The following is an 18,172-nucleotide window of genomic DNA, read 5'->3' as shown; positions in this document are numbered from 1 at the left end:
GCCGTGCGCTAGCGGCGGCGGGCGATGTAGACGACGTCGGTCGCCCACTTGGACAGCGGCGAGGCCAGGGCGCCGTCCGCGGCCTTCGCGGCCCAGCCCCACGGGGCCCGGTAGCAGCCCTGCGTGAACAGCGTGAAGCCCTGCATGCCGATCAGCTCGAAGCCGTGCCGGTCGAACAGGTCCTGCATCTCCTGATGCGACAGCTCCTGGAACCACGTGCTCGCGTCGAGCCGCCCGAAGGTCCGGCGCAGGTGCCGCAGGGAGGTCGCGTTGCCGTGGTTCTCGATGAGCAGGAGCCCCGCGTCGGCGTCGGGCAGCGCCGCCGCCGCGAAGTCCATCAGCTGGTCCCGCAGATGCAGGTCCACATTGAGCACGAACCGGAACGCCGTCACCAGCGCCGGCCGGGTCGGGTCGACGCTCGGCTCGGCGAGCCCGGGCTGCACCAGGTGCGCGTGCCCGGGCGTGCCGAGCTCGCGGCCCTTCTGGAGCATCGCCTCGGACGTGTCGTAGCCGTGCGAGACCGCGACCAGCCCCGCGAGCATGCGCGAGACCCGCCCGGTCCCGCAGGCGAAGTCGTGGTGGGTCGGCGGGGCGCCGAACGCGTTGGGGACGAATCCGCGCAGCCAGCCGGCCTGGCGGCTGGAGATTATCGAGGAGAACGTCCCGGGCGCGTAGGTGCGCTCGGCGTACTTCTCCACGGCGGTCGGGTCCTGGAACACCTCGGTGTAGTTGCTGGCCACGAAGTCCCTTTCAAGTCAGATCCTGGTCCGGTAGCGCAGCAGCGCCACCCCCCACGCGAGGCCCGCGGCCGCGAGCGCGGCCGACGTCCACAGCGGGCCGAGCGGCATGGCCGCCAGCGGCAGGACCCCGAATCCGAGGCCGGCCGCAAGCAGCGCCCGCCTCGTCAACGCCCCGAACGGGTGCAAGCCGAACGTGCGCCACAGTTGCGCGAGTGGAACCAAATTATTGACCAGAACGGCCGCGGACCATGCGATCGCCGCGCCGACGACGCCCATCGAGGGGATCAACGCCAGGTTCAACCCGATGTTGACGACGAGTGAAATCGAGACGTCGATCAGCTGCCACGAGGTCTTCCCGGCCATCGCCAGCATCGAGTCGACCACCCCGCACGCCGAACTGAGCATCATGGCGGGCACCAGGATCCACACCACCAGGCGGGCGTCCCCGCCGACGTAGTCCTGGCCGAACAGGCGCAGATACCAGTCGGCGAGCAGGCCGACGGCCAGGTACACCGGCCAGGTGAGCGCCACGATCCACGCCGTCGAGGCCTGGTACAGCGCCCGCGCCGACGCGGGCTCCCCGGCCGCCATCGCGGCCGCCGCCCGCGGCTGCACCGACTGCCCGACCGCGCCCGAGGCCATCTGGCCCACGATCACGAACCGGGTCGCGACCGTGTAGACCGCCGCCGGGCCGAGCCCGGCCAGCGCCGCGACCATGATGATGTCGAGCCGCTGCAAGCCCAGCTGGGCGACCCCGGCCGCGGCCCGCGGTGCGGTGAACCCCCAGAACGCCCGTGCTGAGACTCGATCGGGGAAGCCCGGGTCGGGCCGGGAGCGGCGGTGCCTTCGCAGCAGGTACCAGCCCGCCGCGAACGCCGCGGGCAGGTACGGCAGCACCCACGCGAACGTGATCGTGAGCGCCGAAGCGGTCCCGGCCAAGGCGATCGCCGCCAGCCCGATCAGCTGCGCCGCGGTGCGCCCGAGCTTGTCGATCATCACCGTGGGGCCCATGAGCCGGTAGCCGCGGGTGGCCGCCAGCAGCGCCTCCAGCGCGACCGACGCGGGCAGGAAGAGCGCGATGAGCCGCACCAGGTCCGGGCGGGCGAACATCGGCGCCGTCAGCAGCAGCGCCAGCGCCGCCGCCATCGACGCGATCGCGGCGGGCCACAGGCCCAGCCGCAGCACCGAGCCGACCGCGCCGTCCCGGCCGCTTTTGTGCAGGCGCGCCACCCAGTACACCAGGCCCGTCGGCGTGCCGAGGCGCGCGGTCGCGCCGGCCAGCAGGAACACCGAGGTCGCCGCGAAGAACGCGCCCGCTTCCGCGGGCGACATCGCGACCGCCGCCAGCCAGGTGACCGCGAGGCCGCCGAGACCGGAGACCGCCGCCCCGGCCAGGTTGACGAGGCCGCCGCGGGCGGTGCCGCGCAGTTCCTCGCGGCCGGCCTCGTCCGCGACGGCGGTCGCCGTCAGCGCCGCCAACTCGGCACGCTCCCGAGCCAGGCCGCGAGCCGCTCGTCGTAGGGCTCGTAATGAGCGGTCAGCGCTTCGCGCAGGGCATCCGACATCGGCGAGGGACGCCCGCGCGCGTTGTGCCGCGCGAAGGCGAACTCGCCGAGCCACGGCAGCCCCAGGAACCGGAGCACCCGCTCGAACGCGTCCTCGGGCCGCGAGAAGAACTCCCCGGAGTCGAGCACCAGCACCCGGTCCCGGCCCACCCGCTCCGCAAGCGGCTCGAGGAAGTCCGTGTACCGGCCGCGGGCGGTGTACGCGTGGTGCTGGTGGTCGAAGCTGTAGCGCCCGGGCTCGGCGCGCAGCCGCTCCTCGACCCCGTCGAGCCGCGCGTCTTCGGCGGCCACGGCCTCCGCGAAGTCCGCGATCGGCTCGAACCCGCGCGCCACCTCGTGCGCGTGGTGCGACCAGGCCCGCTCCACCGGGTCGCGCACGAGCACGATCACCTTCACCCCGGGCAGGTCGCGGGCGAAGCGCTCGGCCGCCAGGGGGTGGTACAGGTAGTACGGGCTCGACTCGAAGCCGATCGGCGCGAGCCCGGTGTGGTCGGCGATCCGCCGCGCGCTCGCCTGGGTCGGGAAGTGCCCCCGGTACCAGGCCATGCCGCGTTCGTAGTTCGTGTCGAAGTAGTGGACGCCCTTGTGGAACACCGGCTTCAGGATCGCCGGATGCTGGGCCAGGGCCCGGTACAGGGACGTGGTGCCGCAGCGCTGCCCGCCGCAGATCAGCAGGCCCGGCAGGATCCGCGACGCGGCCGTCAGGCGGCCGAACGTGCGGGACGAGTGGCCGACTGCGGCCTTCAACTGGTTCGGGATGCGCTCGCGCAGGGTCCGTTGGCTCATCGGGTTCTCCTCACTGCCCGCCGGTGCTCTCGGTCGGGGACGTGCGCTGGCGCGCGATGTGGCGAAGCAGGGTGGGCAGCAGCCAGCGGCCGAGGGCCCCCAGTGCGGCTCCGGCCCGTTCGGCCTGGTCGCCCATGTAGCGGGCGGCGAGGTCGACGAGGTACAGCAGCGTCGTCGGCTCGGCCTCGGCCGAGGTGACGCCCATGGGCGCCAGGACGGCCGAGGCGTCGGCGACGAGGCCGAGCACGGCCGTGGTCGGGTCGGCCCCCTTGGTGACGATGTCGTCCTGGAGGCGGTAGTGGGCGGCGTCGAAGCCGTAGGGCACGCCGGTCTCGAAGCGCTCGAGGTCCCACAGGTACACCGCGGACTCGGTCTCGCGGGTGTTCCACGGGGACCAGTCGCCGTGCCAGGACCCGAAGGTGAACTCGGTGGCGGCGTACCGGTCGAGGAGGGTCGTCCCGGCGGTCTGGAGCGTGTCGGCGTCGGGTTCGCCGCGCTCGGCGAGCGCGGCGAGCCGCGAGCGCAGCCGCGCGGCGTAGTCCGACTCGCCGAGCGGCGAGCGGGCGCTGCCGCAGGCGTCGGCGAGCTCGCGCATCGCGGCGGTGCGGCGGGAGGTCCCGAGGTCGGCCGGGGCCTCCCAGGAGGGGAGCGCGGAGGTCACCATGAGGTTGTGGCCGTTCCAGTTCCCGGCGTGCAGCAGCTCGGGCACCCGCAGCAGCCGCAGGTCGCAGAACTCGCTCAGGCGCCTCGTGGCGTTCGTCTCGGCCTCCACGAGCTCGCGCGTGAGCGGGTTGACGCCGAGCTTGGCGAACGCGACGGTCGTCGCGTCGCCGTCGAGGATCTGGAGCACGGGCTTGCGATTGGCCCGAGCCGGTCCGATGTGGATGCTCAGGTGCACCTCGTGGCCGAGGACCGACGCCAGGTGGTCGTCGATGCCTTCGGCGCCGCCGACCTTGAGGCGGTGCGGCAGCAGCACGCGGTCGACGCCCAGGCGCAGGGCCCACACGGCGGCGTCGCGCTTGAGGCGCGCGCCGCGCGCGGCGGGCCGGGCGTAGCGCCGCAGCGCGGCCGCGGCGACCTTGCGGTCGGCGGCCGGGATGAGCACGCGCGGCTTGCGCCGCCCGGGCACCACGATGTAGGGCCTGGCCGGTCCGCCCGCTCCCGTGCCGGGATAGAGCTGGTCGACCACCTCCGCGAGGTAGGTCGCCCGCCTGCGCAGGTCGTCGGCGGTCTTCAGGGCACGGCTCATCGGTTCTCCGTCTCTGGGCCTTGGTGAGGAACTCGGGCCTCGGGCGCGCTCGGGCGGCCCGTGGCGAGGAGGACGTAGCTGAGCAGGGTGAGCAGGAGGGGCGTGACGAGGGCGTTGTAGTAGAACATCGAGATCAGCGAGAAGCCGACGACGGCGCTCCCGGCGATGCCGACCGCGGTGTGGTCGTGCCGGAACCGCCACAGCACGGCGAACGCGAACCCGAGGTAGGTGACCGCGCCGAGGATGCCGTGGGCGAACAGGACCTGCCAGAGCTGCCCGTTCCCGCCGAGCGTGCGGCCGCCGCAGCGGGGGCACTCGGGCGTGGGACCGACGGCGATCGACTCGCCCGAGCCGAGGGTCTTGCGGGTGGAGCCGAAGCCGATGACGGGGGAGTGCTCGACGACGAGTTCGGTGGCGCGCTCGGAGGAGAAGGCCCGCCCGTCGTCGGAGTGGCCGTTGTCCATGCGGGCCTGGACCACCGTCCCCAGTGGCGTGAGCACGACCAGGAGCACGGCGGCGCAGCCGGCGCCGCCGAGGGCCAGCATGCCGCCGGGCCGCCCGGAGATCAGGAGCCGCAGGGCCGCGAAGACGGCGATCGCGGCCAGACCGAGCCACAGGCCGCGGTTCATCGAGTACACGGCCGGCACGAGCGAGACCGCGAGCAGCGCGACCGCGCCGACGCGCCAGCGGGTCCTCGTCGGGACGCCGAACGCGGCGACGACGAGCCACACCGAGGTGATCGCGAAGTTGTTGCCCCACGTGTTGGTGTACCCCCACGGCGCGGCCGGGCGCGGCGTCTCGTAGCCGAGGAAGTCCATGGTCTGCGCCGCCGCCGGGTGCACGAGGGACTGGACGAAGCCGTCCTTCGCGACGGCCTTCGGCAGCAGCGCCTCCACCGGGGAGGTGTACTCGAAACCGCCCGCGAAGGTCCCGAGGAGCCCGCCCGCGACGGTGACGGCGAACAGCCACGCGAGGAGCCGGACGAGCCGCTCGCGCCTGAGCTTCCCTTCGACGACGAGGTTGTAGGCCCACAGGGCGATGAGCGTGCAGCAGCAGTAGAAGCCGAACCGGAACGTCGCGCCGGGGAGGCTGGAGAACCAGGTCTCGGCCACCGTGCCGGGCGGGTCCACGCCGAGGTTCGCGAGGCTCAGGGTCACGGCGAGGAGGAACAGCAGCCACCACCCGAAGGCGGGCGGGACCGCGATCGCCCGGCGGCGCACGAGTTTGACCGCGGCGACGGCCGCCACGAACGGGATCGCGAGCACGCCGAGGCCGAGCGCCCACCACAGCGGGTAGGCGGCGAGGAGCCAGGTGATCGACGCGCCCTCGTTCGCGCCCCGGGCGGCCGGGTCGGTCCGGTTGCGCCCGGCCGAGCGGGCGGCCGCGAGGAGCGTCATCGCGACTCGGCCGAAGGCACGGCCGGCATCGCCGGCGTCGTCGCCTCCCGGCCCTCGTCCTCGACGGGTTCGAGCGAATCCGTGGGCGTCTCGTCGGCGGAGACCTGCCGCGGGCTCCGCGCCGGGGCGTCGCCGCCGGCATCGCGGCGCGCCGTGGGCAGCGGCACCGTGGTCATCGGACCGAGCACGCTCGGGAGCAGGATCGCCCCGAGCAGCGTCGTGTCGATCTGGCGCATGGCGACCGCGGCGGCCGCGGTCTCGCCGATCGCGTCCCGCTGGGACTGGACGGCGAGGATCACGGCGTCGGCGTGCCCGGCGAGGAGCTGCGCGTCGGCCGAGCACGAGAGCGGCGGGGCGTCGACGACGACGAACCGCCCGGCTTCGGCGAGCTTCGCGAAGGTCTCGGCGGCGGCCTCGCTCGTGGGGCCGGCGGCGCGCGCGGCGGCGCCGGGGCCGATCACGTTGAGGCTCGGCTGCCGCGGCGCGGCCTGAGCGACCTGGGCGAGGTCGACGCGACCGGACCAGACGTCGGCCAGGCCCGGCACCGGATCGGTGCCGAACAGCTCGGGCAGACCCACCGTGGTGCTCGGGTTCGCGGCGACGACGGTGACGCGGTCGCCCGCGCGGGCCATGGCGGTGGCGAGGTTGGCGGCGACGACGCTCGCAGCGGGCCCGGGGGCGACGCCCGCGACGACGACGACGCGCTGGTCGTGCGTGAGCTGCGAGGCGACGACGTTGCGGAGCTGCGCGAACACCCGGCCGCCGGGGCTGTAGGCCCCGAAGACCTCGCGCCGCTGGAACTTCACGGTCGGGGGCACGGAGGCGAGCACGTCGAGTTCGCAGCGTTCGACCAGATCGGTCGGGTAGGCGACCTTGCGGGCCAGGCGGTGGCGGGCCCACGCGAGGACGAGGCCGAGCGGCAGGCCGAGCCCGAGGGCCGCGGCGAGGTTGAACAGCCCGTTCGGGCTCACCGGCGCCTGCGGCACGGGCGCCTGGTTGATGACCCGGCCGGGCGCGATGGCGCCCTGCTGGGCCTCCAGAGCGGCGATCTCGGCCTCGAGGTCCCCGGCTTCGCGGCGCAGCGCGTCCAGATCGGATTCGCGGCCGGCGCGGTCCTCGCCCTCGTCCATCCGGTCGAGTTCGCTCTCGGCGGCGGCGATGTCGTCCTCGACCCCGTCGAGGCCGACGGCGGCCGCGGTGATCGCGTTCTGCAGCGCCGCGGAGGCCCCGGCCCGGCGGTGCGCGAGGTACGCCTCGCTGAAGGCCACCGCTCCGGCCTGGGCCGCCTCGGGGTCTCCGGCGCGGAAGCCGATCTCGAGGACCGCGGTGTTCGGCGGCACGGTGACCGACACGCGCGAGAGCAGATCGGCGTCAGGATCGGACCCGAGCGCCTCGGCGGCGGCCTCGGCGACCTCGGTGGACTTGACGAGCTGGGCCTCGGTGTCGAGATTGACCTGCCCGGCGGTGCGCGCCCCGGTGACGGCGGTGTCGCTCGCGGTGGGCAGGACCAGCACCGAGGAGGTGGACTCGTAGACTTCCTCGCTCTGAGCGGTGTAGGCGAACCCGGCGGCGACCGCCGCGACCACCGTTCCGGTGACGAGCCACCAGGAGCGGCGGAGAATGACGCCGTAGTCGGCGAGCGTGCGGGCGGCTGGGGTCCTCAACGCGAAAGCCTCTCTCGTTCTTGGGATCTCGGTTGCATAACGAGCGACACGCCGTCCAGGTGACGGCCGAAGCGCTGTTGGCGGGCGTGTGACACGGGACAGTGGCGGCGTTTGCGCGAGCAGGCCGGTAAGAACCGTTATGTTCGTTAATATGGTGATTCGCTGCATTTGAGTACGGATCACATTGGACGGAAGAAGGTGGACGATGGGCGACACCGGCACGCGCCAGAGCCTTTGGACGGGTCGAGGCCTCGTGACCGTCCTGGCGGCGCTCCCGCTGATCCTGGCGGGATTCGTGATCGGCTACGGAGTCGGATCGGACGGCGACCGCCAGGGCCCGGTCGACGAGGTCTGGCAGGACGGCGACGGCACCGTCGACCACGCGCCGCTCGCCGCCTCCTTCACCGCCACGGCCGTCACGGCCCCCGCGCCCGAGTCGCCCGCCGTGCTGCCCGTCGGCTTCTCCGAGGACCTCGGCGTCGCGGTGACGCACCTCCAGTTCGCGCTGGACGAGTCCACCGTGCGGCCCAGCCACACCGCGCAGCTGCGCCTGCCGGTGGCGGTCCCGCCCGACAGCGAGGACATGACCGTCGAGGTCGCGTCCGTGCACCCGGTGAGCTGCCTGTGCACGCTGACGGCGGCGACGGCCCCGCCGTACGGGACCGTGTGGGACGTCGTCGAGATCGACGCGGAGACCACCGAGGTCGTGCTCGACGTGACGGGCGCGATCGACGCGCCCGGCCGCTACGGGTTCGCCGTGACGACCCCCGACCGCGACGCCTACCTCGAATTCGAGGGCGTCGAATACGGCGAGGGACCGAACCTGCGCACCGTCTCGGTGGTGCCGCCGGCGAGCCCGGCGCCGCCGACCGCGCCGTACCCTGGCCCGAGCGCCGGCCCCCTCGCGCCGCCGGCCACGCAGGCCCCGGCGTCGCCGCAGCACCCGACCGGCTCGCCGGACGCGACGGGGACGCCCGGCGCGACCGAGCCGCCGACGGACGCGCCCGGCACGCCCGAGCCGCCGACGTCGTCGTCACCGGACGCGCCGCCCTCGGCGGACCCGAGCGCGGACCCGGCGCTGCCGGCCGCCGAGCCGGCCACGCAGCAGCCGCCGATGCAGCCCGAAGCGGATCGGAACGAGAACCGGCTCGCCGCCTGCGTCACCGGGGACAAGCTCATCCCGACCTGCGGCGCCCTCGTCGGCGCCGCGGCGGGGGCCCACACGTCTCGACCCAAGGAGGAGGCCTTCCTGGAATTCGAGTCCACGGTCGAGCGGACGCAGCAGATCTACCACGCGTACGAGCGCGGGGATGCGCGACTGTTCCCGACCGAGGAGCAGATCGCGCTGACCGAGGACCCGCTGCGGCCCCGGACGCTGTTCATCAACTGGAAGCCGCGCATGGCGGACTGGGCCGAGATCGCCGCGGGCGATCCCGAAGTGGACGCCTACCTCGACCGCCTCGCCGCGCACATCAAGGCGAACTTCGACAAGCCGTTCTTCTTCACCGTGCACCACGAGCCCGAGAACGACGTGATCCAGAAGGCGGGCTCGGGCATGGAGGCCGACGACTACGCGCGGATGTACCGCTACGTCGTCGAGCGCCTGCGCGGGGCCGGCGTCGACAACCTCGTGACCGTCATGAACTACATGGGCTACCTCAAGTGGGTGGAGAAGCCCTGGCACGGAGACCTGTACCCCGGCGCGGACGTGGTGGACTGGATCGGCCTCTCGGGCTACGGGCAGTCCCTCCACGACGACGGGAAGTCGGACTTCGGGGAGATCGTGGACCAGACGAAGGGCGAGAGCTCCTGGCCGGGGTTCTACCACTGGGTGGCGCGGGAGCACCCGGACAAGCCGATGATGCTGGCCGAATGGGGGGTGTTCCACGAGGAGGAGTACCCCGGGCACCAGGCGGCGGTCTTCAACGCGGCCCAGTCCCAGATGGCGCACTATCCGCGCCTGAAGGCGATCGTCTACTTCGAGTCGCCGGACGCGGAGGGCCGCAACTCGGAGGTGCACCGCCACCAGGACGTCTTGGACGCGTTCAGATCCCTGATGCGCTCGCGCCACTTCGACGTACGCCTGGAATGGCCGAGCAGCTGAGGCGGAGCGCCGCGTTCCGCGGAGTGGACTGAACCGGACGCCGCGCCTGGGGAAGCGAGCCCGTCAGCGCCCGGGCTCGCGGTCCTCGGCCTCCGCCGCCGGGGCCTTCGGGTGGCGCTTGTACGGGGACACGAACCGGTCGCCCGGGATCCAGAATCGCCAGGCCGCGTCCGCCGCCTTCGTGATGCCGGTCCGCGGGCCGGCCAGCACCGCCGCCGGTTCAGCGCTCGCGTACACCGCGCCGATCATGTCGCGGCCGTTGTCGTCCCTGCCCCAGCCCAGCGCCTGGGCCAACCGCGCCGGCCCCCGCGCGAGGTCCCGGTCCGTCGCCCGCGGCCCGCGGCGCTCGCGCGCCGCGTCGAGCCCGTCCACGACCTCCCCGGCCCGCAGCAGCACACCGGCCCCGAACCCCTCCGGACCGCAGACCAGGTTCCCGCAGTAGTGCATCCCGTAGGTGAAGTAGACGTACAGGTGCCCGGCCGGGCCGAACATGACCGCCGTTCGCTTCGTCGGTCCGCGGAAGGTGTGCGAGGCCGGATCGTCCTGGCGGTACGCCTCGACCTCGGTCAGCCGCACCGTCACCCCGTTGGCGCTCACCGCGCAGCCCAGCAGCTCCGGGGCCACGGTCACCGAGTCCCGCTCGAAGAACGAGCGGTCGAGCGGCGTGCTCATGCGCATCCGGTCGGCGCGTCTTCGGCGGCCGGGACCTTCTCGCCGATGACCGTCGACAGGTCGTTCAGGACGTCCACCGGCTGCTCGTTCTCCTCGGGCACGCTCACGCTCACCGGCACCTGCCGATCGAGCGTGGTCCATTCCCGACCGGCCTCGTCGGAGAACCAGCACACGCCGTTGAGCTTGAACACCGGCGCGGTGTCCTCCACCGCGACGGGCTCGGCCCCGCACGTCGCCACGGTCGCCGGGTCGCCGTAGGCCATGACCACCTCGGCCGCGGCGATGCCGGTTCCGCCCGCGCCGTCACCCACGGCGTCGCCCTCGACCGGGCGCGCCGCCAGACCGCCGGCCGACTCCGGGGCGGTCGCGGTGAGCGCCAGGCACACCAGCGCGTCCTCCTCGCTCAGCTCGGGGACGTCGACCGACACGGGCGACAGGTCCGCCTGCGCCGGGTGCGCATCCTCGGCCGCCGGCGCCATCGCGTTGAACACGAAGACGCCCGCCACCACCGCGACCGGCACCGCGACGACCGTCGCCACGACCGCCGGAAGCCGCGACTTCCCCTCAGACCCCACCAGGACCGCGCTCCTCAGATCTTGAGAATCGAACAGGTCAGCGTGCGCGTAATGCCCGCCACCCGCTGGACTTTACCCACCACCGACGCCCCCAGGTCCTCCACGGTGGCGGCCTCGGTGAGGATCACCACGTCGTAGGGGCCGGTGACGGTGTCGACCCGCACCACGCCGTCGATCTCGGCCACGGCGTCGGCCACTGAGGCGGCCATGCCGACCTCGGTCTGCACCAAGATGTACGCCTGCACCATCACAGGCCTCCTCACGGAAGGGGCGGAGAAGGGACCGGAGGTCGAGCCCGACACGGGCGGGGGCCGACTGCATCCCGATCGCCGTTGAGCGAAGATTACCCAGTGATTCACCGACCTTCAACCGCCCGAGGAATGATCCCGACGTGAGCGAGACCGTCGCCGAGGTCGGCGAGTTCCGCCTCATCGAGCGCTTCACGCGCCATTTCGCGACCACCCCCGCCGTGGTGCTCGGGCCCGGCGACGACGCCGCGGTCGTCACCGCCCCCGACGGCCGGGTCGTCGCCTGCACCGACATGCTCGTCGAAGGCAACCACTTCCGCCGCGACTGGTGCTCCGCCGCCGATGTCGGCCACAAGGCCGCCGCCGCCAACCTCGCCGACATCGCCGCCATGGGCGCCCGGCCCACCGCGCTCCTCGCGGCCGTCGCCGCCCCGCAGGACCTGCCCGCCGAATGGCTCGAGGGCCTCGCCTCCGGCATGGCCGCCGAGGCCGCCGCCGTCGGCGCGGCCGTCATCGGCGGCGACACCACCCGCGGCGAGATGCTCACCGTCACCGTCACCGCGCTGGGCGACCTCGAAGGGCGCGAACCGGTCGTGCGCGGCGGGGCCCGTCCCGGCGACGTGCTCGCCCTCGCGGGCCGGATCGGCTGGGCCGCCGCCGGACTGAACGTGCTCTCCCGCGGCTTCCGGTCCCCGGGCGCGCTCGTGAGCGCCTACCGCAGGCCGCAGCCGCCCTACTCGGCCGGACGTGACGCCGCCCTCATGGGCGTGCGCGCCATGATCGACGTCTCCGACGGCCTCCTCGCCGACCTCGGCCACATCGCGTCCGCCTCCGGCGTGGCGATCGACGTCGACACCGCGACCCTGCCGATCGCCGAGCCGATGCGCAACGCCGCCGACGCCCTGGGCGCCGACGCGCGCGGATGGCTGCTCACCGGCGGCGAGGACCACGCGCTGGCCGCCGCGTTCCCGCCCGACGTGACCCTTCCGGAGGGCTGGCGGCCGATCGGCACGGTCGCCGCAGGCAGCGGCGTCACGGTCGACGGCCGCCCGCGGCAGGGCCCGGCCGGCTGGGACCACTTCGGCGACTCGACGAAGTGACCGTCCGCAGCGCCTGACGTGCCTCCCGCGCCGGTCCGGAGCCCGCACGCAACGCCCGGGCGCGGTCCCCGCTCCACCCGCCCAGGGCGGACGGGTCTTCCCGCGGCCACCGTTCCGCCCGGGTGCGACGGCGACGCCCGGGCGTCGCGAACATCACCCGCAGCTCGATTTCGGGCACGACAAAGCGCCGCCGGGGCACTGCCCCGGCGGCGTAAGTCTTCGCGGCGTCAGCCCTTAACGGGTGACCTTGCCGGCCTTGATGCACGAAGTGCAGACCTTGGCGCGGCGCTTGTTGTCACCGGAGCCAGTCGCGATGCGGATGGTCTGCAGGTTCGGGTTCCAACGACGACGGGTCTTCTTGTGGGACCACGGGACGTTGTTGCCGAAGCCCGGGCGCTTCGCGCAGACTTCACACACGCTCGACATAATCCAAAACTCCTGCATTGACGTTCAATAGGCCCACCCCAACGGCGGGCAACCCGGCAATTCTAACGGACCCGGCGGACCGCCGGACATCCAGGTGGCGGGACCTGCGCCACAGCCGCCCCGGGAGCCGCGCGTCCGGGCGGAGCGTCGCGGCGGCCCCTCCCGGCGCCGACCGGCCCGCTGCCCGGGGAACGCCTGCGCCCCAAGCGGACCCGAAGCCGGAGCGCGCCGCCTCCTCGGTCCTGGCAGGACGCTCGGCGGCCGCTCTGTACTGTGGCGGCTGCCGCGGTCGGCTCCCTTGGGTGACTCTAGGATGGGTTCTGATCCCGTAGGCTGGCCGCATACATGATGTGCCGATGCCCATATCTTCTTTGGTGAGTCGAACATGAGCCACACCCCGCAGCAGCCTGCCGACGGCTGGCAGCCGCCGCAGCACCAGCCCCCGGTGTACCGCCCGAACGAGCAGCCGCCGACCGAAGAGCCGCCGCCGTGGTCCCCCGAGAGCCAGCGCATGGCCTCGTCGAGCCGGCAGGGCCCGGTCGAGGACGACGGCACCGTCAAATACGTGGGCGGACCGGGCCAGCCGCAGCAGTCGCCGCCGTACGGCCCGCCTCCCGGCGTCCCGGTCTCGCCGTTCGACGCACCGCCGCAGTCCCCCCAGCAGATGCCGGCCGCCGACCCGTTCGGCGGCGGCGGAATGCCGGTCTCGGGCATGCCGGTCTCCGGGATGCCCCCGGTCTCCTCGATCCCGGCTTCGGGCATGCCGGTCTCGGCCCCGGGCGGCCACCAGCCCCCGTACGGCCAGCCGCCCTTCGGCGGCGGCCAGTTCGGTCCCCAGGGCGGCCAGCTCGTCCCGGTCTCGGGCGGCGGCGCGCAGCCGTGGGGCGCGCCCGACACGATCAAGCGGAAGAACAAGAAGCAGGGCGGCAAGGGCCCGATGTGGCTCTTGATCGTCGGCATCGTGGTCATCGCCGCGGCCCTGGGCGTGGGCGGCTTCATCCTCTTCAACCCGGACGACAGCCCCGCCGACGACCGGACCGGCACCATCGAGACCTCCGCCGCGCAGGAGCCCACGCCGTCGGGCGAGGCCGCCCCGAGCGCCGAGGCCTCGGCCACTCCCGAGGCCCCCGCGGCGACCACCGTGCTCCCCGACGCCTCCGGCCTGAGCATCCTGGTTCCCGAGGGCTCGACCGAGGCCGCGACCCCGCCCGACGCGTTCAGCGCGGCGACCGGCTCGGTCCTGGGCGGGACCGGCCCCACGGTCTACTTCGGCGCGCTCGACCCGGCGAAGATCGGCGTCGCCGAGGACGTCCCGATCGCCACGCTCGGCGAGAACCTCCAGAACCTGGCCGCGAGCTGGGCCGGCGGCGCCGCCGAAGGGGCGCAGGCGACCCAGTACCGCGTGGACGCCCGCTCGGCCGAGTTCCGGACCTTCACCGTCGGGGACGTCACCGTGATGACCGCGGTCATCCAGGACGGGAGCGACTACGTGGGCTTCGTCGGGTCGGCCACCGCCGACCAGGTCGAAGCGCTCGAAGCGGCCCGCTCCAGCATCAGCTTCGGCTCGTAGGCCGAACGCGGCCCCGTCGAAGGACGGGGCGCACGGCATCGGCGTCGACCGGCCCGCACGCTCACCGCGTGCGGGCCGGTCGCGGTTCCGCGCCGGTCCGCGGCCCCGCCGCGCGGCCGGCGCTTCCGCCGGACGCGCCGGAGGCGTATCCTCATGGCCCGTGGTGGAAATCCCTGAGACCGGACGCCAAGTCCTCGACGCCGACATGATGCGCGAGTGGGCCGCGCGCGGCATCCACACGTTGACCCGCCACCGGCGCGGCGTCGACGAGTTGAACGTGTTCCCCGTCGCCGACTCCGACACCGCGACGAACATGGTCGCGACCCTCCAGGCCGCCTTCCAGGGCGGCACGCCCGGACTCGGCCTCGAAGCGCTCCTCGACGAGGCCGCCGGAAGGGCCCTGCTGTCGGCGCGCGGGAACTCCGGGGTGATCCTGGCCCAGATGCTGCGCGGTCTCGCCGACGTGTGGAACAGCGACCAGATCGACGCGAAGGACTTCGCGGCCGGCCTGCGCTCGGCCACCGACGCCGCGACCGCCGCCGTGGCCGTCCCGACCGCGGGGACCATCCTCACCGTCGCCGAGGCCGCGGCGGAGGCCGCCAAGAAGGCCGCCCCGTTCGGGCTCGTCTCGGCCGCGCGCGCCGCCGCCGAGGCCGCCGCGAAGGCCGTCGCGGCCACGCCCGGCCAGCTGCCCGCGCTCGCCCGAGCCGGGGTCGTGGACGCCGGCGGGCTCGCCCTCACCGTCATCCTCGAGGCCCTGGTGGAGACCCTCACCGGTTCGGTGTCGAACGGCGCGCTCGACCTGCTCGAACGCCACCGCGTGCGGGCGGTGTCCGAAGTCGAGGAGGTGCCGCGCGAGACCGGCTCGGAGGTCTACGGCTACGAGGTCCAGTACCTGCTCGAAGCGAACGCCTCCGCCGCCGCCGACCTGCGCCACCGGCTCACCGCCCTCGGCGACTCGGTGGTCATCATCGGCTCGCGCGCCGCGAAGGCCGTCACCACGTTCAACGTCCACGTGCACGTCAACGACATCGGCGCGGCCATCGAGGCCGGCATCGAACGCGGCCGGGTGCACCGGGTCTCGGTGACCCGCTTCGACGACACCGCCGGAGCACATGCGGCCCCGCAGCGCCGCGAAGCGCCCGCGCCGCACCCCGCCGCACCGGACGAGACGCCGAATCGCGTGGTCCTCGCGGTCACCGCCTCGGCCCGGGTGCGCGACTTCCTCGAACGCGAAGGCTGCCGCACCGTCGCGGCGGCTCCGCGCCCTGCTCGAGACGGCGACACCGACCCGGTCGCCACCGCGCTCGCCGAGATCCGCTCGGCCGGGGCCCGCGACGCGGTCGTCCTCGCCGTCGGCCCCGAAGCGGCCCGCGCCGCCGGGGCGGCCGTCCAGACCTCCCGCGGCGACGGCTTCCGCGTCACCGTGGTCCCCGCCGCCTCCGACATGCAGGCGCTCGCGGCCTTCGCCGTCCACGACCCCGAACGGCACTTCGACGACGACGTCATCGCCATGGCCGAAGCCGTGGCCGCCTGCCGCACCGGCGAACTGCGCCGCAGCGGCGGCGCGATCGCCGTCGTCGTCTCGGGCGAGACCGTCGCCGACTCCGACGACGCCGTCGCGGCCGCCCGCGACCTCGCCGACCGGCTCTGCTCCGCGGGGGCCGAACTGCTCACGCTCCTGCCCGGGGCCGGATCGGATCCCGAAACTGTCACAGCCCTGAGCGATCATGTCCACGAGGCGTGGCCGCTCGTGGAGATCCAGCAGCTGCCCGCCGGAGACGACGAACCGCTGTTGCTGATCGGAGCCGAATGACCATAGGGCTGGACACCCGGTTGAAGGAGGTCCTGGGCAAGGCCACGGTGAAGGCGCTCAGTGAAGGACTGGGCCTGGAGACCGTGGGCGACCTCCTCGGGCACTATCCGTTCCGCTACGCCCGGCGCGGCGAGCGCACCGACCTCGGCGCCCTTCAGATCGGCGAGGACGTCACCGTCGCCGCCCAGGTGCGCGCCGCCGTCAAGAAATCCTTCGTCCCCAAAGGACGCGGCCGAGGGCCCCGGCCGGGCGGGAAACCCCGCGACCTGCTCGAAGTCATCGTCGCCGACGAAGCCGGGCGCTCGCTCACCCTCACGTTCTTCAACCAGTCCTGGCGCGCCAAGGACCTCGTCGCAGGGCGCTGGGGCCTGTTCGCGGGCAGGGTCGCCCAGTTCCGCGGCCGACTCCAGCTCAACTCGCCGCAGTACCAGCTGCTCGCCGAGGACGCCGCCACAGGGCCCTCGAACGATGCGGCGAGCGCCATCGAGGAGTTCGCCGGGACCCTCATCCCCGTCTACCCGGCCACCGCCGAACTCCCGACGTGGAACATCGCCAAGGCCGTCCACACCGTGCTGGACCTCGTCCCGAGCCCGACCGACCCGCTCCCGCGCTCGGTGCGCGAACGCCTGCGCCTCCTCGACTACGGCAAGGCGCTGCGCCAGATCCACCGCCCCGACTCCCACGAGTCCCTGGGCGCGGCCAAGAAGCGCCTCAAATGGCAGGAGGCCCTGGTCATGCAGGCGGTGCTGGTGCGCCGCAAGGCCGAGTCGGCCGCGGAGGCCGCCACCGCCTACCCGCGCGGCGGGCCCATCGCCGACGCCTTCGACGCACGCCTGCCGTTCACGCTCACCGCCGGGCAGCGGCAGGTCGGCGACGAGATCGCCGCCGAACTGGCCGGGGAGCATCCGATGCACCGGCTCCTCCAAGGCGACGTCGGCTCCGGCAAGACCCTCGTCGCCCTGCGCGCCATGCTCCAAGTGGTCGCCCACGGCGGCCAGGCGGCGCTCCTCGCGCCGACCGAGGTCCTCGCGGCGCAGCACCACCGGTCCATCGTGGAGATGCTCGGCGACCTCGCCCGAGGCGGCGAACTCGGCGCGCCGCCCGAGGCGACCCGGGTCGTGCTCCTCACCGGATCCGCGACCGCCGCGCAGCGGCGCACCACCCTCGAAGCGGTCAAGTCGAACGCGGCCGGGATCGTCGTCGGCACCCACGCCCTCCTCTACGACGGCGTCGACTTCGCCGACCTCGGCCTCGTCGTCGTCGACGAGCAGCACCGCTTCGGCGTCGAACAGCGCGACGCCTTGCGCGCCAAGGCCGATCGGCCGCCGCACACGCTCGTCATGACCGCGACCCCGATCCCGCGCACCGTCGCGATGACCGTCTACGGCGACCTGGAGACCAGCCGCCTCACCGAACTCCCGGCCGGCCGCAGCCCGATCGCGACGCATGTCGTCCCCTACACGGACCAGCGGTGGATGCAGCGCACCTGGAGCCGCGTGCGCGAAGAGGTCGCCGCGGGCCGCCAGGCCTACGTCGTGTGCCCGCGCGTCGGCGGCGACGAGCGGGAGGACGGCGCGGGGGACAAGCGGCCCCCGCTGGCCGTCACCGAGGTCGTCGAGCAGCTCCGCAACGGCCCGCTCCAGGGCCTGCGCCTCGGCCTGCTGCACGGCCGGCTCGACGCCGACGAGAAGGACCGCGTCATGCTCGCCTACGCCGCCGGGGAGATCGACGTGCTCGTGGCGACCACCGTCATCGAGGTCGGCGTCAACGTCCCCAACGCGACCGCCATGGTCGTGCTCGACGCCGAGCGCTTCGGCATCTCCCAGCTCCACCAGCTGCGCGGCCGGGTCGGCCGCGGCAGCCACCCGGGGCTGTGCCTGCTCGTGAGCGAGGCCGCCGAAGGCGGCACCTCGCGCGAGCGGCTCGAAGCGGTCGCCTCCACCACCGACGGCTTCGCGCTGGCCGAGCTCGACCTGGAGCAGCGCCGCGAGGGGGACGTGCTCGGCGCGGCCCAGTCGGGCGTGAAGTCGCACGTCAAGCTCCTGTCGCTGCTCAAGGACGCCGACATCATCGAGGCGGCACGGGCCGAGGCCGCGGCGCTCATCGAGGCCGACCCGGGGCTGAAGGGGGAGCCGGACTTCGCGGCCCTCGTCGACGACCTCGCCGCCGACCGCGGCGACTACCTGGAGAAGGGCTGACCGGGCGACCGGAGCCGCCGCGTCGCCGCGGGGCACCGGCGAGTGTGCGCGGCCGGCGGCGG

Annotated in this window: 15 protein-coding genes; 5 read left to right on the top strand and 10 right to left on the bottom strand. The window is 73.8% G+C overall.

What is annotated here, in order from left to right:
• Positions 1–8: 8 nt before the first annotated feature.
• The 6 genes from K3N28_RS17980 to K3N28_RS17955 are packed head-to-tail and all read right to left on the bottom strand — an operon-like array spanning position 9 to position 7,401.
• Positions 9–740 (bottom strand): methyltransferase domain-containing protein, encoded by a 732-nt coding sequence (locus tag K3N28_RS17980; protein WP_228094129.1) that lies wholly within the window; start codon positions 738–740, stop codon positions 9–11.
• 15 nt (positions 741–755) lie between these two features.
• Positions 756–2,219, bottom strand: coding sequence for a polysaccharide biosynthesis C-terminal domain-containing protein (locus K3N28_RS17975; protein WP_228094128.1), 1,464 nt, complete (start codon positions 2,217–2,219; stop codon positions 756–758).
• Positions 2,207–3,091: a sulfotransferase gene (locus K3N28_RS17970; RefSeq protein WP_228094127.1), complete on the bottom strand. Its 885-nt coding sequence runs from the start codon at positions 3,089–3,091 to the stop codon at positions 2,207–2,209. The genes K3N28_RS17975 and K3N28_RS17970 overlap by 13 nt, the downstream gene beginning before the upstream one ends.
• 10 nt (positions 3,092–3,101) lie before the next feature.
• The gene (locus tag K3N28_RS17965; protein WP_228094126.1) at positions 3,102–4,340 is read right to left on the bottom strand and encodes a hypothetical protein; all 1,239 of its coding nucleotides are present in this window, start codon (positions 4,338–4,340) and stop codon (positions 3,102–3,104) included.
• Positions 4,337–5,737 carry a hypothetical protein gene (locus tag K3N28_RS17960; RefSeq protein ID WP_228094125.1) on the bottom strand — a complete coding sequence of 467 codons (1,401 nt, stop codon included), beginning with the start codon at positions 5,735–5,737 and terminating at the stop codon, positions 4,337–4,339. Before K3N28_RS17960 ends, K3N28_RS17965 begins: the two co-directional genes overlap by 4 nt.
• The gene (locus K3N28_RS17955; RefSeq protein ID WP_228094124.1) at positions 5,734–7,401 is read right to left on the bottom strand and encodes a Wzz/FepE/Etk N-terminal domain-containing protein; all 1,668 of its coding nucleotides are present in this window, start codon (positions 7,399–7,401) and stop codon (positions 5,734–5,736) included. The genes K3N28_RS17960 and K3N28_RS17955 overlap by 4 nt, the downstream gene beginning before the upstream one ends.
• A 205-nt stretch (positions 7,402–7,606) precedes the next feature.
• On the opposite strand from K3N28_RS17955, the gene K3N28_RS17950 reads away from it, so the two are divergent.
• The gene (locus K3N28_RS17950; protein WP_228094123.1) at positions 7,607–9,505 is read left to right on the top strand and encodes a glycosyl hydrolase; all 1,899 of its coding nucleotides are present in this window, start codon (positions 7,607–7,609) and stop codon (positions 9,503–9,505) included.
• A 63-nt stretch (positions 9,506–9,568) separates the two neighbouring features.
• Here K3N28_RS17950 and K3N28_RS17945 read toward each other — a convergent pair whose 3' ends face one another.
• Genes K3N28_RS17945 through K3N28_RS17935 form a run of 3 tightly spaced genes read right to left on the bottom strand, consistent with a single transcriptional unit; the run spans position 9,569 to position 11,000 of the window.
• Positions 9,569–10,177 carry a DNA-3-methyladenine glycosylase gene (locus K3N28_RS17945; protein WP_228094122.1) on the bottom strand — a complete coding sequence of 203 codons (609 nt, stop codon included), beginning with the start codon at positions 10,175–10,177 and terminating at the stop codon, positions 9,569–9,571.
• Positions 10,174–10,752, bottom strand: coding sequence for a DUF3515 family protein (locus K3N28_RS17940; protein WP_228094121.1), 579 nt, complete (start codon positions 10,750–10,752; stop codon positions 10,174–10,176). Before K3N28_RS17940 ends, K3N28_RS17945 begins: the two co-directional genes overlap by 4 nt.
• 14 nt (positions 10,753–10,766) lie before the next feature.
• The gene (locus K3N28_RS17935; protein ID WP_228094120.1) at positions 10,767–11,000 is read right to left on the bottom strand and encodes an Lrp/AsnC ligand binding domain-containing protein; all 234 of its coding nucleotides are present in this window, start codon (positions 10,998–11,000) and stop codon (positions 10,767–10,769) included.
• Positions 11,001–11,143: 143 nt separating this feature from the next.
• On the opposite strand from K3N28_RS17935, the gene K3N28_RS17930 reads away from it, so the two are divergent.
• Positions 11,144–12,100 carry a thiamine-phosphate kinase gene (locus K3N28_RS17930; RefSeq protein WP_228094119.1) on the top strand — a complete coding sequence of 319 codons (957 nt, stop codon included), beginning with the start codon at positions 11,144–11,146 and terminating at the stop codon, positions 12,098–12,100.
• A gap of 234 nt (positions 12,101–12,334) precedes the next feature.
• Here K3N28_RS17930 and rpmB read toward each other — a convergent pair whose 3' ends face one another.
• Entirely contained in the window at positions 12,335–12,526 is a 192-nt protein-coding gene (gene rpmB / locus K3N28_RS17925; protein ID WP_030157716.1) for a 50S ribosomal protein L28, read from the bottom strand.
• 385 nt (positions 12,527–12,911) lie between these two features.
• On the opposite strand from rpmB, the gene K3N28_RS17920 reads away from it, so the two are divergent.
• The 3 genes from K3N28_RS17920 to recG all read left to right on the top strand — a co-directional run bounded on the left by K3N28_RS17920 (position 12,912) and on the right by recG (position 18,110).
• Positions 12,912–14,096 (top strand): hypothetical protein, encoded by a 1,185-nt coding sequence (locus K3N28_RS17920; protein ID WP_228094118.1) that lies wholly within the window; start codon positions 12,912–12,914, stop codon positions 14,094–14,096.
• Positions 14,097–14,256: 160 nt separating this feature from the next.
• Positions 14,257–15,912 (top strand): DAK2 domain-containing protein, encoded by a 1,656-nt coding sequence (locus K3N28_RS17915; protein ID WP_228094117.1) that lies wholly within the window; start codon positions 14,257–14,259, stop codon positions 15,910–15,912.
• Complete coding sequence (gene recG / locus K3N28_RS17910; RefSeq protein WP_228094116.1) at positions 15,909–18,110, top strand: ATP-dependent DNA helicase RecG; 2,202 nt, start codon at positions 15,909–15,911, stop codon at positions 18,108–18,110. Before K3N28_RS17915 ends, recG begins: the two co-directional genes overlap by 4 nt.
• Positions 18,111–18,172 lie beyond the last annotated feature (62 nt).

It is taken from the genome of Glycomyces sp. TRM65418 (assembly GCF_019710475.1).
Classification (GTDB): domain Bacteria; phylum Actinomycetota; class Actinomycetes; order Mycobacteriales; family Micromonosporaceae; genus Glycomyces.
The sequence above is the reverse complement of the archived record's forward strand: the minus strand, read 5'-3'. Positions and strand labels throughout refer to the sequence as shown.

Bases quoted from the DNA above. Each gene is read 5' to 3' on its own strand.
- K3N28_RS17970 (WP_228094127.1), bottom strand. From the start codon at position 3,091: ATGAGCCAACGGACCCTGCGCGAGCGCATCCCGAACCAGTTGAAGGCC.
- K3N28_RS17965 (WP_228094126.1), bottom strand. From the start codon at position 4,340: ATGAGCCGTGCCCTGAAGACCGCCGACGACCTGCGCAGGCGGGCGACC.
- K3N28_RS17960 (WP_228094125.1), bottom strand. From the start codon at position 5,737: ATGACGCTCCTCGCGGCCGCCCGCTCGGCCGGGCGCAACCGGACCGAC.
- K3N28_RS17950 (WP_228094123.1), top strand. From the start codon at position 7,607: ATGGGCGACACCGGCACGCGCCAGAGCCTTTGGACGGGTCGAGGCCTC.
- K3N28_RS17945 (WP_228094122.1), bottom strand. From the start codon at position 10,177: ATGAGCACGCCGCTCGACCGCTCGTTCTTCGAGCGGGACTCGGTGACC.
- K3N28_RS17935 (WP_228094120.1), bottom strand. From the start codon at position 11,000: ATGGTGCAGGCGTACATCTTGGTGCAGACCGAGGTCGGCATGGCCGCC.
- rpmB (WP_030157716.1), bottom strand. From the start codon at position 12,526: ATGTCGAGCGTGTGTGAAGTCTGCGCGAAGCGCCCGGGCTTCGGCAAC.
- K3N28_RS17920 (WP_228094118.1), top strand. From the start codon at position 12,912: ATGAGCCACACCCCGCAGCAGCCTGCCGACGGCTGGCAGCCGCCGCAG.
- recG (WP_228094116.1), top strand. From the start codon at position 15,909: ATGACCATAGGGCTGGACACCCGGTTGAAGGAGGTCCTGGGCAAGGCC.